Origin of the sequence: Bacteroides sp. MSK.18.37 (assembly GCF_019129155.2) — a bacterium.
Taxonomy (GTDB): Bacteria; Bacteroidota; Bacteroidia; order Bacteroidales; family Bacteroidaceae; genus Bacteroides; species Bacteroides ovatus.
In genome coordinates this window covers 1,140,029-1,155,282 of record NZ_JAHOIB020000001.1, presented here as the reverse complement: position 1 = coordinate 1,155,282, position 15,254 = coordinate 1,140,029, and the positions used below count along the sequence as shown (strand labels likewise).

At 44.5% G+C, this 15,254-nt stretch carries 6 protein-coding genes; all 6 read left to right on the top strand.

The window, feature by feature from the left end; translation table 11 throughout:
- The first annotated feature begins 12 nt into the window (after window positions 1–12).
- Window positions 13–1,962: a DUF4960 domain-containing protein gene (locus KSX81_RS04960; protein ID WP_217725480.1), complete on the top strand. Its 1,950-nt coding sequence runs from the start codon at window positions 13–15 to the stop codon at window positions 1,960–1,962.
- A 125-nt stretch (window positions 1,963–2,087) separates the two neighbouring features.
- A complete protein-coding gene (locus tag KSX81_RS04955) occupies window positions 2,088–3,914 on the top strand; it encodes a DUF4980 domain-containing protein (RefSeq protein WP_217725481.1) in 1,827 nt (608 codons plus the stop codon).
- 383 nt (window positions 3,915–4,297) lie between these two features.
- Window positions 4,298–5,467 carry an MFS transporter gene (locus KSX81_RS04950; RefSeq protein WP_217725482.1) on the top strand — a complete coding sequence of 390 codons (1,170 nt, stop codon included), beginning with the start codon at window positions 4,298–4,300 and terminating at the stop codon, window positions 5,465–5,467.
- 35 nt (window positions 5,468–5,502) lie between these two features.
- Entirely contained in the window at window positions 5,503–6,390 is an 888-nt protein-coding gene (locus KSX81_RS04945; protein ID WP_217725483.1) for a carbohydrate kinase family protein, read from the top strand.
- A gap of 386 nt (window positions 6,391–6,776) precedes the next feature.
- On the top strand, window positions 6,777–12,359 hold the full coding sequence (locus tag KSX81_RS04940; RefSeq protein WP_217725484.1) for a carboxypeptidase-like regulatory domain-containing protein: 5,583 nt from the start codon (window positions 6,777–6,779) through the stop codon (window positions 12,357–12,359).
- Between the two features lie 4 nt (window positions 12,360–12,363).
- Window positions 12,364–15,234, top strand: a complete 2,871-nt coding sequence (locus KSX81_RS04935) for a substrate-binding domain-containing protein (protein WP_316931800.1) — start codon at window positions 12,364–12,366, stop codon at window positions 15,232–15,234.
- Window positions 15,235–15,254 lie beyond the last annotated feature (20 nt).

Here is a 15,254-nt window from a genome sequence, read left to right as displayed (position 1 = left end):
TATAGTAACACCATGAAAATAAATAAATTCTTGATAAGCGGATTGTTCCTGATGTTGGGCACATCTTGCAGTAATGACGATACTTATGCGCTTTGCGATGAATGTAAAGGTCAGAAGATAATAGATATAACGCAATTCGGGCTTCCGACTGACGGATCTACCGATTGTGCAGATCTTATAAATGCTATTATAGCCGATCTCCCACCCGAGGGAGGAACGATACTTATTCCCGAAGGAACTTTTCGCCTGGATAGCCCCATTCAGCTTACACGCAATTTCGTAACACTGAAAGGTGTGAATGATGAAACGGTTGTTCCTGTTGCTGACGCTAAAGGCAGTCGTTTGATACTTGGAAATGCTGAATATGCATTACATGTCGCTCCTGTTGCCGATATAGGCGGACATAAAAATCGTATTAGCGGGGTGGAGGTAAGCGGACTTACCCTTGTGGGGAAAGCCGACCACCAAGGAACCGGAATCTATGTAGAGCATGACAATGACCGCCTGCATTTCTTCAATATTAAGATGGAAAATATGTATCAGGGCGTTAAACTCCAAGGATGTGATGCCATTACATTAGCCCGGATAGATGCAACCGATGTTGTGAATGGCATTGAAATGAATGGTGGCATACAAAATATGGTGACCAATTCTGCTTTCGGTTCATCGCAAGGCGGTGTGGCTGCACGTATTTCGGGAGAAAGTAATCTGATTTTCTCTCACAACAAACTAACGGCGAATGACGATTGGTGTGCCAACTTTACTGGCTGTAGCCGAGTGAATATTTCGGATAATGAATTTACCGGAAACAAAATGACTTTCTTTGAATTAAGCGGGCAAAACAACTTGTTAAGTGATAACTTGTTCACGGTAAATCAGAGCGATAATCAACTCAATGGCAAAGAAGCCGACTATGGGGTAATTCATGTGAAAGGTGAATACAATCATTTCACGTCAAACACCATAAATGTATCTTGGAGTGAAGGTATAGAAAATCCCACTACAGTGAATGCTGCGGAAGGAGAAAATAATCGTTTTGCAGATTGTACGATAGAAGATAAAAACAGTAATCAAGTATTTTATATCAGCGAATTATCCGAAGTGATAGATTGCGGAGTAACGGAAGAAAATATTAAGGTGAAACCGTCCGGGCTTGATTTGACAAATGCAGCTTATGTGATAACGTATAATAGTCCCGAAGAGATAGAAGATGATGATGAAAAAGCCTCTTATGCATGGTTCAAGAAACAGTTTGTGAATGGTAAAGTTGTCACTCCTGCCATGTTGACTAGTGAAGATCTTTCTGTTTACGATGTTATTTGGGTGCATATAGACCGTGTAGGCATTGGAGCCGGATGGGATAAGTTACCTTTGTCTACTGATGCGATCGCTGCCTTGACTACGTATTATAAGAATGGAGGGAATCTGTTCTTGAGTAATCATGCGACTCAGTTGGTTGTGCCATTGGGGCGTACCGAACGGGCTCCAGGGATATTTGCAGATGGTGAAGGAGGAGATGGCGTGGACGTTTGGACGATTAATGCCAACATCGGAATGGAGTATGATCATCGGAGTCATCCAGTGTTTGCCGGTATGGTTACTTCCGACCAATTCTCTCATGAAACGTTCCCGCTGATCGGTCCCGGACGACGTGAAGACCATAATTGTATGTGGGACTTGAATTCTTATGGTTTCCCCAGTCTTTATCCCAATGCAGGGAATATAGTAAAGGCATTTGAAGAAGAAAACAATGCTACCGTTTTAGCAACGTGGGGACACGTGACGGATTATTGTTGTGCCGGAATGGTGGAATTTGCTTCGACAGCGGAATATCAAGGTACATGTATAGCCCTTGGGCTCGCTGCTTATGAATGGAATCAGAATAGTAATCTTAACGTTTATCAAGATAATATTGTGCTCATGACGAAAAATATATTGCATTATCTAAGCGCTAAGAAATAGATAGGTAACATTTTTTCTATCTTCTGAAACAAAAGTGATAGGTGTAACTATCCGTTACGCCTATCTTTGCATGGTAACAAATAGAAGACAATGAATATTAATAATTAACTCTAATACCATCTGACATGAATGTATTATTCTCGTTTAAACAAGTACAGACCTTTTTGACAATTCTGGTTATGATGATTTTCTCATTTTCGGATGCTTCAGCCGATACTTCTTCTTTATTAATAAAAGATTTGGGTGAAGGACATTGCCTGGTATATATAAATACAAATCAACGTTATTTGCTTTTACCCGTAGAGGAGGTGATGCCTGATGTACGTGTCAGCATGATCGTTAATAATAAAGAGGTGAACGTTGCGGATGTTCGCCTGGCAGTGAACAGAGTGGACTATTTTGTTCCACTGGATCTTTCGGACTATGCAGGTAAAAACATATTATTGAAATTTAAATTAGGTTCGAATGATCCGATACGGGGTAAACTTTCCGCTGTTTGCTGCAAAGAAATGAAATTGTCCGACACGTTCGATACGGGCAATCGTGAAAAGTTCCGTCCTACTTATCACTTCTCACCTCTTTATGGATGGATGAACGATCCCAATGGGATGGTATATAAAGATGGTGAATATCACCTTTTCTACCAGCACAACCCTTATGGCTCCAAATGGGGCAATATGCATTGGGGACATGCAATCAGTAAAGACCTGATAAATTGGGAACATCGTCCCGATGCTATTACCCCTGATGCGCTTGGTACAATTTTCAGCGGTTCGGCCGTAGTAGATACTGATAATACTGCCGGATTCGGTGCGGGTGCTATTGTTGCAATTTATACGCAGAATAGTGATCGACAAGTACAAAGTATTGCGTATAGCACAGATAATGGACGTTCTTTTACAAAATATGAAAATAATCCGGTATTGACGTCTGATGCCCGTGATTTTCGCGATCCGAAAGTATTCTGGCATAAAGAGACTCAACGTTGGATTATGTTGTTGGCAGTAGGACAGGAAATGCAAATTTTCTCTTCTTCCAATCTGAAAGACTGGGCCTTTGAAAGTAGTTTCGGTGAAGGACAAGGTGCACATGGCGGTGTTTGGGAATGTCCTGATTTATTTGAACTTCCAGTAGACGGCACGAACGAAAAGAAATGGGTATTGCTTTGTAATTTGAATCCCGGAGGTCCTTTCGGAGGAAGTGCCACTCAATACTTTGTCGGAACGTTCAACGGAAAAGAATTTGTAAATGAATCACCCTCCCAAACCAAATGGATGGACTGGGGAAAAGACCATTACGCCACTGTAACTTGGAGTGATGCTCCCGACAACCGTCGCATCGCTATCGCTTGGATGAGCAACTGGCAATATGCAAACGATGTTCCTACCTCCCAATACCGTAGTCCGAACTCCGTTCCCCGCGACTTGAGCCTGTTTACCGTAGATGGTGAGACTTACCTCCAATCAGCTCCCTCTCCCGAACTGCTGGCTTTGCGTGATGTTTCCAAGAAACGTTCGTTCAAAGTAAACGGAACACGCACAATCAAAGAAATGATTCCCGGCAATGGCGGTGCATACGAAATAGAACTGACGATTGAAAATCAACATGCAGACGTAATCGGCTTCCGTCTCTACAATGACAAAGGCGAAGAAGTGGATATGCAATATGACATGAAAGAAAAGAAATTCTCGATGGACCGCCGCAAGAGCGGAGATGTAGGTTTCAATGAGAACTTCCCAATGTTGACCTGGACGGCCATTGAAAGTGGAAAAGACGAATTGAAACTCCGTCTGTTTGTTGACAAATCCAGTGTGGAAGCCTTTGGTGATGGCGGACGTTTTGTGATGACTAATCAAGTATTCCCGTCGGAACCTTACACTCATATCGACTTTTACAGTAAAGGAGGAGCGTATAAAGTGGATTCGTTTGTGATCTACAAGTTGAAGAAATAAGCTCATTCTCCTAACTCCATGCGCTCTTTCCCTGTTTCTTTAGAGTAAAAACTTCTTTCCCTATAGACTAATACGTCTTTCCTTATGGAAGAGTACGTCTGTCCTAGTGGAAGAGTTCTACTAAAGTGCGGAGACACTTTCTTCAAAGCCACGGTTCTGTTGGTTCGCCACGGCCGTGACGAGATCCTCCCACGGCCGTGGTGAGAACTCTTCACAGCCGTGGGAAGAAGCTACCACGGCCGTGGTAACCCAACAATACCGTAGCTTTAAAGTAACAAGGAACGGGAGATACACCAACTATATAAAGGACTGATGCATACATTGCCGTAGGGTTATGTGCTCCGCCCTATGGAAACAGAATTCATCATATAAAAGATAAAATAATGGAAAACAGTAAAAACTCTTCCCTCTCCAAACTAATCCCGGTGATGCTTTGCTTCTTCGCCATGGGATTCGTTGACCTGGTAGGCATTGCCTCCAATTACGTAAAGGCAGACCTTGGGCTGTCGGACTCACAGGCGAATATCTTTCCGTCACTGGTATTCTTCTGGTTCCTGATTTTCTCCGTACCCACCGGCATGCTGATGAGCCGCATTGGTCAGAAGAAAACCGTATTGCTTAGTTTGACTGTGACTTTCGCTTCTCTGTTGCTACCCGTTTTCGGCGACAGCTATATGCTGATGTTGATTTCCTTCTCCCTCCTGGGCATTGGAAATGCGTTGATGCAGACTTCTCTGAATCCGTTACTTTCCAATATCGTGCGTGGCGACCGCTTGGCGAGTAGCCTGACTTTCGGCCAGTTTGTGAAAGCCATTGCTTCTTTCCTGGCACCTTATATCGCCATGTGGGGAGCGACACAGGCCATTCCGACTTTCGATTTAGGCTGGCGCATCCTGTTCCCTATTTATATGATTGTGGCCGTCATCGCTATTCTTCTGCTCAATGTCACACAGATTGAAGAGGAGAAAGAAGATGGCAAACCGTCTACTTTCGGACAATGCATCGCCCTGCTTGGTAAACCGTTTATCCTGCTTTGTTTTATTGGTATCATGTGTCATGTCGGCATTGACGTAGGTACGAACACTACCGCCCCGAAGATTCTGATGGAGCGCATCGGTATGGGATTGGATGATGCTGCTTTTGCAACCAGTCTTTATTTTATTTTCCGTACGGCGGGCTGTTTTCTGGGTTCTTTCATCTTGCGTAAGATGTCTCCGAAATCTTTCTTCGGCATTAGTGTGGTGCTGATGTTGATTGCCATGATCGGTTTGTTTATCTTCCATGAAAAGGCAATTATCTATGCCTGCATCGCCTTAATTGGTTTCGGTAACTCCAATGTGTTTTCCGTTATCTTCTCGCAGGCATTGCTTTATCTGCCGGGTAAGAAAAACGAAGTTTCCGGCTTGATGATTATGGGACTTTTCGGCGGGACGGTGTTTCCGTTGGCAATGGGAGTAGCTTCGGATACTTCCATGGGACAGAATGGTGCTATCGCCGTAATGACGGTGGGCGTGCTTTATCTCTTGTATTATACGTTCCGTATCAGAAAATAATTTTATAACTTTGGAAACAATAAAACCCGTATATCATGAATAATATAATTGTAGGAATGGGCGAAGCACTTTGGGATGTGTTGCCCGAAGGAAAGAAAATCGGTGGTGCTCCGGCAAACTTTGCCTATCATGTATCACAGTTTGGTTTTGACAGTCGTGTAGTGAGTGCCGTAGGCAGGGATGAACTGGGAGAAGAAATTCTGAAAGTATTCAACGAGAAGAAGTTGAAGATGCAGATTGAACAGGTCGATTATCCTACCGGTACGGTGCAGGTGACGCTCGATGACGAGGGCGTGCCTTGTTACGAAATCAAAGAGGGCGTGGCGTGGGACAACATTCCCTTTACGGATGAGCTGAAACGTCTGGCCTTGAGCACACGTGCTGTTTGCTTCGGTTCGCTGGCTCAACGTAATGAAGTGAGCCGTGCCACTATCAATCGCTTTCTGGATACGATGCCCGATATAGACGGACAGCTCAAGATATTTGATATCAATCTCCGCCAGGATTTCTACTCTAAAGAGGTACTGCGCGAATCGTTCCACCGTTGCAACGTCCTGAAGATAAACGACGAAGAGCTGGTGACTATCAGCCGTATGTTTGGTTATCCCGGCATTGATTTGCAGGATAAATGCTGGATTCTGTTGGCAAAATACAACCTGAAGATGTTGATTCTCACTTGCGGCATCAATGGCAGCTATGTGTTCACACCGGGCGTTGTCTCTTTCCTGGAGACGCCCAAAGTACCGGTTGCCGACACAGTGGGCGCAGGCGATTCTTTTACAGCTGCTTTCTGTGCCTCCATTCTCAATGGAAAACCGGTGCCCGAAGCGCATAAACTGGCTGTTGAGGTTTCTGCTTATGTCTGCACACAGAGAGGTGCGATGCCCGAACTTCCGCAGGTTTTGAAAGATAGACTGATGTAATTCTTTTATTGATAGTAAGCATAGAGGTATATTTCATTTCGTGGGGTGTACCTCTTGTTTTTTGTACGTACGAAACGTACAGGCATAAAAAAAGGAGCAACGCCTTGCTCCAACCTTTGTTAACCTTAAATCTAATACTATGAAAAACACATTGCAAAGATACGGACTTCTGTCAACTTTGCAAATAATCCAAATAAAAAGAGATGTTTTATAACATCAATTAAGTGTTCGTATTACCCTTTATACGTTTGTTAATGGTTCCCGCGTAAATATGGGGGACCATTTTTACTTTTTTTCAAGGGATAAGATTGCGAATAATCGAGTGATTTATAGCATACTCACAGTTTTATTTTCTATTTTTGTTCTCAATCAATCTATCGAATACTATGAACACAATGCTATGCCAGCTAAAGAGCCTGTTGTTATTGGGAGTCCTGCTTTTTGCCAATGGAGCATTCGGACAACCGATGATCTGGGATGATACCTCTCCCGAAACGATCGTTTTCGAACTGACTAACAAAGAGGCTTTGAAACTTCTCAAAGGCAAACTCCGACAGAAACAATGGGATAAAATACAGCAGACTCCTTTTGCCCGTTTCACGGATGCTTGGAGCAATCCTCCGGTCAAAGGGCATTTTCTGCTGGCTGATGTAGAGCGGAACGAAGTTCATTACCGTTATGCTCCGGTGATTCCTTTTCATGTTTTCCTTTTCAAGGAGTATGGTGTACTCACCTTGCAGGTGGTTGATGCCGGGGGAACTATCAGGAAAGATGCCAAAGTGCGGGTAGGCAGCAAGGCTGTTTATTACGATGAAGACAGTCAGACGTATACTGACGATAACTGGTCGCAGAAAGAACAGCATATCCTGACAGTTGAAGTGGATAAGTTTCGTGCGGTATTCGATTTGAGGAAACACCTTGTACCACCCTGGTATAAAAATGATTATGGGCGGCAAGATGCACCGGAGTTTTATAGTTACCTGATTACTGACAAGAATAAATACAGACCGGGCGAAACTGTCCGTTTCAAGTCTTATGCTCTCTCCGAACATAAACGTCCTCTGAAACAGGAACTTTCATTGTGGATGCGTGTCGGTTCTTCCTGGCGTGACTATAAGAAGATAATGTCCGTCGTCCCTTACCATCCGGGAGGCTTCGCCGGAGAATTCCTGTTGGCGGATTCATTGAACCTGAAGCTCGATCAGAGATATACTGTACAGCTTCGTGATAAGCGGGGACGCATCGTAGCCTCCACCAATTTCAAATATGAAGACTACGAACTGAACGGAAACAAGTTGTTGGTGAAGCTGGCTTCGAATGTGCAATATGCATCGCAGAGTAACCGCATGGATATCAGTGCAACGGATGCCAACGGACTTCCTTTGCGGGAGGTGAATGTAGAAGTGACTGTCGGCAGACAGCAGGTACTGAAGTCGTATGTGCAGATACTTTCTTTGCCCGATACACTGATGTCCGTGCAGGCGGAACTGGATGCTTCCGGGAAAGCTTCGGTAGATATTCCTGCTCGGATATTCGGAGCTTCCGATTGCTTCTATACGGTGAATGTAGTTTTGCTTACGGCAGACAATAACCGTTTGGAGCAGCAGAGCAAAGCGACTTTCTACTATTCGTGCTATGATATGCAGTGCACTACGCAGGCGGATACTATTTGCTTTTCATTCTTCGACCTGGGAGTGGAGCGTCCTGTGGCGGCCGAACTGACCTATGGTGAAAAGAAAGAAGTGAAGAAAGTGCGTTTGCCCTATCGCGAACCGTTCAATCAGGCGGTGACGGACTATCGTTTCAAAATACCGGAAACAGGATATGAAACGACGATTGCTTCCGCCGCACTTGACTCCAAACTGGAACTGAATGGCGGCATAGAAAAAGATTCGTTCTGTGTCTCCCTTTCCAATCCTTTGCAGCTGGAACTTTCCTGGTATGTGTATCAAGGCAACCGCCTGTTGCAGAAAGGTTCGGGAAAAGAGATGGAACACAAATCCGGAGAGATCGATCCCTCTTCCGTCTATTACGTAGAAGTATTTTATTTCATGGGGGATAAGGAATGTATGTTGAAACGCTCGTACACTTCACCTTCCGAACGGCTGGTGATTGAATCTGATTTGCCGGAACGAGTGTATCCCGGTCAGAAAGTGAAAACAAAATTGAACGTGACCAATATACAAGGGCGTCCGGTATCCAACGTCGATCTGACAGCTTTTGCGGTCAACACGCAGCTGGATTATCACGTACCCGATTTACCCTATTACGGGAGTGCACCCCGTCCGCGCGAGCAACGTGCTTCCTACTCAATGAAGCAAAAAGAGTATCTACATACCGGCACATTGGATTATCAGCATTGGAACCAGTTGCTTCATTTGGATAAGTTGCCTTATTATCAGTTTGCTTATCCTTCGGGAAATCTGTTCCGTCAGACGGTTGATACACCGGATGGAACCACCCAGTTTGCTCCTTATGTGATGCTGAACGGGCGGGCGGTGAATATCTATGTGATTGAGCAGAACGATGTTCCCTGCTATTTTTCGTGGACGGAACAGCCTAAGCAGTATTCTTTTCCTGTATTGCATCCGTCGGGAAAGCAGAAGATAATGTTGCGAATGCACGACAGGGCTTTCATCATTGATTCTCTGGCTTTCGACCGGGGCAAGAAAACGATTTTAAGTTTCGATATGAATCAGTTGCCGCAAGGAGTGGAAGTAGTCTGGTTGCGGCAGAGGAAAGGGAAATATGATGAGTATAAGTTTACTTCGGAAGAGAAGAAGCGTTATGAACGGTATCTTTGTCGTCTTCCGGTGATGGATGGGGCGGTATATACTTCGCTCAAACATAATGGAAAGCTGTTTCCGGTTTCACTCATGGAGCTGTCGCGCTACAAGAAAAAGATATTGGCAGGTCCTGTGGAGCCGGGACCTTGGAAATATATGAATGGTGTGTTGTATCGGCACGAGGGAGGTTTCTCTTATGAATTCGAGGGCAATGTGGTTTATAAATATAAGGATGAGGAACTGTGCCCGGCTTATCTGAATTTTTCGTCTGTGGCAAAGATTCCGACTTTGAATGATTACCATTTATCACCGGAAAGATTCCGTAGTCTGGTGGCCGAACTTCGCAAGGGAAAGAGTTGGCATCCCACCCGGATTTATTTCTCCCTGCCGGATAAGACGTTGAATTTCCGGCTTCCGGAAGAAAAAGATTCTACCGGAGTGGCTAACTTGCTCTTTAAAGACTGCACTACCGGAGAACTGGTTTATCCGGATACCTTGGTGCAAATGAATAGAATATATTCCAAGTTTCCTGCCGGAACGTATGATGCGATTTTGCTTTATAACAATGGAAAGTATCTGAAACAGGATGCTCTGACGATACAATCATATACCTATCTGGATGTAGATATGGAATCTCTGCCTCTACACGAACGCGATTCGTTGTCAGCAGGGTGGCTCTTGCTGGGAAGAGGAATTGGCAGGATCGGTACAAACTTTCCTGGTCACAGGGAAATGAGGATCAGGCAGTATGTACGCAATTACGGCGGTAAAGTCTCCGGTTATGTAACGGATGCTACCGGAGAGCCTTTAATCGGGTGCAGCGTGGTGGTGAAAGGAACGACGGAGGGAACGATCACTGACATGGACGGATATTTCGAAATGGATTGTGACAGGGGAGGGGATCAGCTTTTGTTTAGTTATGTCGGCTTTAAACAGCAGGAGATGAGAGCAACTCCCGGAGCCAATCTGTTGGTTACTTTGGAAGAAGATAGTCAGGCGCTGGAGGAAGTGGTCGTTGTAGGATACGGCATGCGTTCAAGATCTTCGTTGACGGGGTCTGTTGCCGGATTAATGGTAGGTTCTTCTTCTGCTGCTGCAACCGCACCTTTGGAGAAACTGGAAGAGCAAGATCAGAAAGCGAAAGAAGAAGCGGATAACGAACAGTTGTATAATGAACTGATGCAATTGAATGGCTTACGTAGGAATTTTTCGGATGTGGCTTTCTGGCAGCCTCGTTTGTTTACGGATAAAACCGGAACGGTACAGTTTGAAACAACTTTCCCCGATAATGTGACGAAATGGGAAACTGTCGTTTATGGCATGAACCGTCGTTTGCAGACGGGTACTTTCCGACGTTTCGTCCGCTCTTACAAACCGTTGATGGCGGAGTTGAAAACTCCCCGCTTCTTGGTGGAGGGGGATCAGAGTACGGTGGTCGGGACTATCCGCAATTATCTGGATGGGCAGCACATAGCCGGAAAGACACAGTTCTGCGTCGGAACGGATACGTTGAAACGGCAGGAAGTGAGTTTCATGGAGGGATTTCATGAAACAGTGCCGATGCAGGCAGTTCATGCCGATAGCGTGACCATCAGCTATCTTTTCACTCGCGACGATGGCTATCAGGATGGAGAGGAATATACGATTCCGATACTGCCACAGGGAACTGAATTGGCGGAGGGCACATTGGGTATTCTGTCCGATGCAAAGACGGTCAAAGTGCAATCCGGCGAGGATGAAGAAGTGATGGTGAGTATCACTGACAATCAGTTGGACATCTATAAAGAATCAGTGAATTACTTGACAGGATACAAATATTTGTGCAATGAGCAGCTGGCATCCAAGTTAATCGGTTTGTTGGCTTACCAACAGTATATGCAGAGTAAGGGTGAAAAGGTGAAAGTAGATAAAGCAATTCGACCTATCATCCATCGACTGACGAATCATCAGAACAAACATCAGTTATGGTCGTGGTGGGGGAACTCTGAAAATACTTCTTTCTGGATGTCTGCGCATATTCTGCGGGCTTTGAAGATGGCGCAAGATGCAGGTTATCCTGTGGAGTTGAATCTGAATGGTTTGAAAGTGGAGTATGCTCATACGCGTCCTTATCGAGGAATGAAACTGGAAGATATAGAAATACTTCATGCTCTGCATGAGTGGAAAGTAGAGGCGGATTATTCTTCGGCAGTCAGATTATTGGAACCTTTCGTCCGGCAATTGGAACAGAAAGAAGACTCGTTGGCAAATAGAAACAAGTATTATCGTCCTCTTTCATACTTGAAAGAGAAGCTGCTTCTCTGGGAAATCAAGCAACAGGTGGATTCGGTGAATGTGGGTGATAGCGTACGTCCTTATCTGAAAAAGGATATGCTGGAAGGTGTTTACTGTGACGACGGACGGCGTACTTATTATTGGGAGGGAAATCAGATGATAAATACATTGATAGCCTACCGGATTATTAAAAATGACCCTTCCCTGTGTAAGTTGAAAGAAAATATGCAATTGTATATTTTGCGGACTAAGGAGCGCGGATGGAATACGTATCAGGCTTCTTCGGCTGTGGCAACTGTTCTGACCGATTTGCTGGCAGGTTCCGGAGGGATGTCAGGAACGTCGGTGTCTGTGAGCGGTAAGGATCATCAACGAATTACGGAATTTCCTTATCATGCCCGGCTGACAGCAGGCGACAGTCTGCTTATTTCAAAAACGGGAAAAGAGCCTTTATTGTATAGTGTCTATTCAATGAAGCGTGTGATGAATGCTCGTCAGAGTGATGCTTTCAAGGTGGAGGTGACTTTGGAAAAAGACTCTTTGGTGGCGGGTGTACCTGTTACATTGACAGTTACCTTGCAGGTGAAACAGGAGGGTGCGCAATATGTGATGCTCGAAGTTCCTGTTCCGGCAGGTTGTAGTTATGCCTCAAAACCTGTTAATTTCTCCCGTTCTGAAGTATATCGTGAGTATTTTAAAGAGAAAACTGTTATCTTTAGCGAAAAATTACCGGTAGGTACTTATCAGTTTACGGTTCCTTTGCTTCCACGCTTTACTGGAAAATATACGCTGAACCCTGTGAAAGTGGAACTGATGTATTTCCCGGTGGTGAATGCAAATAATGCGGGGAGAGAAATTTGGATTACAGAAAGAAATACAAAAGATATACGAAAGAAAGGGAATGATTGAAGCGATGAAATATACGAAGTGGATAACAGTCTTGTTTTGTCTTTTGGGCTTGGCGGCCTGTCGGCAGGATGCGCCTCGTTTCCGTATTGGGGTGGCCCAATGTAGCGATGACTCTTGGAGGCACAAGATGAATGATGAGATTCTTCGCGAAGCGATGTTTTATGATGGAGTGTCGGTTGAAATCCGCTCGGCGGCGGATGATAACCGTAAGCAGGCGGAAGATGTTCATTATTTTATAGATAAAGGAGTTGATTTACTGATAATTTCCGCCAATGAAGCGGCTCCCATGACTCCAATTGTGGAGGAGGCCTATCAGAAAGGAATACCTGTCATTCTTGTAGACCGGAAGATACTTTCTGATAAATATACTGCCTATATCGGTGCCGATAATTATGAAATAGGTCGTGCGGTAGGAAATTATATCGCATCAAGTCTGAAAGGGAAAGGGAATGTAGTGGAGCTTACCGGACTGGGTGGTTCCACCCCTGCCATGGAACGCCATCAGGGATTTATGGCTGCTATCAGCAATTATCCGGATATCAAACTGATTGATAAAGCGGATGCTGCCTGGGAACGTGAACCGGCAGAAGTGGAAATGGATAGTATGCTTCGCCGTCATCCGAAGATTGATGCGGTATATGCACATAACGACCGTATCGCTCCGGGAGCCTATCAAGCTGCGAAGAAAGCCGGACGTGAAAAGGAAATGATTTTTGTTGGCATTGATGCCCTGCCCGGCAAAGGAAACGGGCTTGAATTGGTGCTTGACAATGTGCTGGATGCAACTTTTATTTATCCGACTAATGGGGACAAAGTGATGCAACTGGCCATGAATATTCTTGAGAAGAAGTCTTATCCTCGCGAAACGGTCATGAATACTGCCGTTGTAGACCGCACGAACGCGCACGTTATGCAACTTCAGACTACCCATATCTCGGAACTGGATCAGAAGATTGAAACATTGAACGGACGTATCGGTGGGTATCTGTCGCGTGTAGCTACGCAGCAGGTCGTGATGTATGGCGGCTTGGTTATTCTTTTATTAGTAGCGGGATTGTTGTTGGTAGTCTATAAATCCCTCCGTTCCAAGAATCGCCTGAATAAAGAGTTGTCCGAACAGAAGAAACAAGTAGAGCAACAGCGCGATAAACTCGAAGAGCAACGGGATATTCTTGAAGAACAGCGTGACAAACTCGAAGAACAGCGGGATCAGCTTATCCAGCTTTCTCATCAACTGGAAGAAGCGACTCATGCCAAGCTGGTTTTCTTCACAAATATATCTCACGATTTTCGTACTCCACTGACATTAGTTGCCGACCCGGTAGAGCATTTACTGGCTGATTCGTCTTTGAGTGAAGATCAGCGCCGAATGTTATTGTTAGTTCAGCGAAACGTGAATATCCTTTTGCGTCTTGTCAATCAGATTCTGGATTTTCGTAAATACGAGAATGGAAAAATGGAATATACTCCTATTTCGTTAGACATTCTTTCTTCTTTTGAAGGATGGAACGAATCTTTCATGGCAGTAGCCCGGAAGAAGCATATTCATTTCTCATTCGATTATATGCCGGATACGGATTACCGCACATTGGCAGATGTAGAAAAGTTGGAACGCATCTATTTCAACCTCCTTTCCAACGCTTTCAAATTTACTCCGGAAAACGGAAAAGTAACTGTACGCTTGTCTTCCCTGACTAAAGACGATCATTGCTGGATTCGCTTTACCGTTGCCAATACCGGTTCAATGATTTCTGCGGAGCATATCCGGAATATTTTCGACCGTTTCTATAAGATAGATATGCACCATGCCGGTTCGGGTATTGGACTGGCATTGGTAAAGGCTTTTGTGGAATTGCATAAAGGTACCATCACGGTGGAAAGTGATGAAAAGCAAGGAACTATCTTTACCGTTGATTTGCCTGTGCAGACTTGCGAGACTGTTGTTTCTGAAAACTCTCCGGCATTCTCTGTGTCTGCTACTTCTGTAACCTCCACCGATGCTACAACCTCTGCCGTTGCTGGGGTTCCGGCAACTCCTGCAACTTCCGGTTATTCCGGTTCTTCGAGCTTGAATGATGCTTTAACTTACGAAGAAGAGGAATTGGAAAAAAGTTACGACTCTTCCAAACCTTGCGTTCTGATTATTGATGATAACGCTGATATTCGCTTATATGTGCATGGATTGCTTCATACTGATTATACTGTTATAGAAGCTGCAGACGGCTCGGAAGGTATTCGTAAAGCTATGAAATATGTCCCGGACTTGATTATCTCCGATGTAATGATGCCCGGAATGGATGGAATTGAATGTTGTCGTCGCTTGAAAAGCGAATTACAAACCTGTCATATTCCTGTTATCCTATTGACAGCTTGTTCTTTGGATGAACAACGAATTCAAGGGTATGATGGTGGTGCAGATTCTTATATCTCCAAGCCTTTCAGTTCGCAATTACTATTGGCACGCGTTCGTAATCTGATAGATTCACACCGCCGCCTGAAACAGTTTTTTGGTGACGGACAAACGTTGGCGAAAGAGGATGTCTGTGATATGGATAAAGACTTTGTGGAAAAATTCAAAGCTTTGATTGAGGCAAAGATGGGAGATTCAAATTTGAATGTGGAAGACTTGGGTAAAGATATGGGATTAAGCCGTGTGCAACTCTATCGCAAAATCAAATCCCTAACTAATTATTCCCCGAATGAACTGCTTCGTATAGCTCGTTTGAAGAAAGCTGCTTCCCTGCTTGCTTCGTCGGATATGACAGTGGCAGAGATAGGTTATGAAGTTGGTTTTAGTTCTCCTTCTTATTTTACTAAATGTTATAGAGAACAGTTTGGAGAGAGTCCGACAGATTTGTTGAAGAGGAAAGGATAGGATAGAATCTGCAAAATTTG

Excerpts from the sequence above, each read along its gene's own strand:
- KSX81_RS04960 (WP_217725480.1), top strand. The coding sequence starts at position 13 with ATGAAAATAAATAAATTCTTGATAAGCGGATTGTTCCTGATGTTGGGC.
- KSX81_RS04955 (WP_217725481.1), top strand. The coding sequence starts at position 2,088 with ATGAATGTATTATTCTCGTTTAAACAAGTACAGACCTTTTTGACAATT.
- KSX81_RS04950 (WP_217725482.1), top strand. The coding sequence starts at position 4,298 with ATGGAAAACAGTAAAAACTCTTCCCTCTCCAAACTAATCCCGGTGATG.
- KSX81_RS04945 (WP_217725483.1), top strand. The coding sequence starts at position 5,503 with ATGAATAATATAATTGTAGGAATGGGCGAAGCACTTTGGGATGTGTTG.
- KSX81_RS04940 (WP_217725484.1), top strand. The coding sequence starts at position 6,777 with ATGAACACAATGCTATGCCAGCTAAAGAGCCTGTTGTTATTGGGAGTC.
- KSX81_RS04935 (WP_316931800.1), top strand. The coding sequence starts at position 12,364 with ATGAAATATACGAAGTGGATAACAGTCTTGTTTTGTCTTTTGGGCTTG.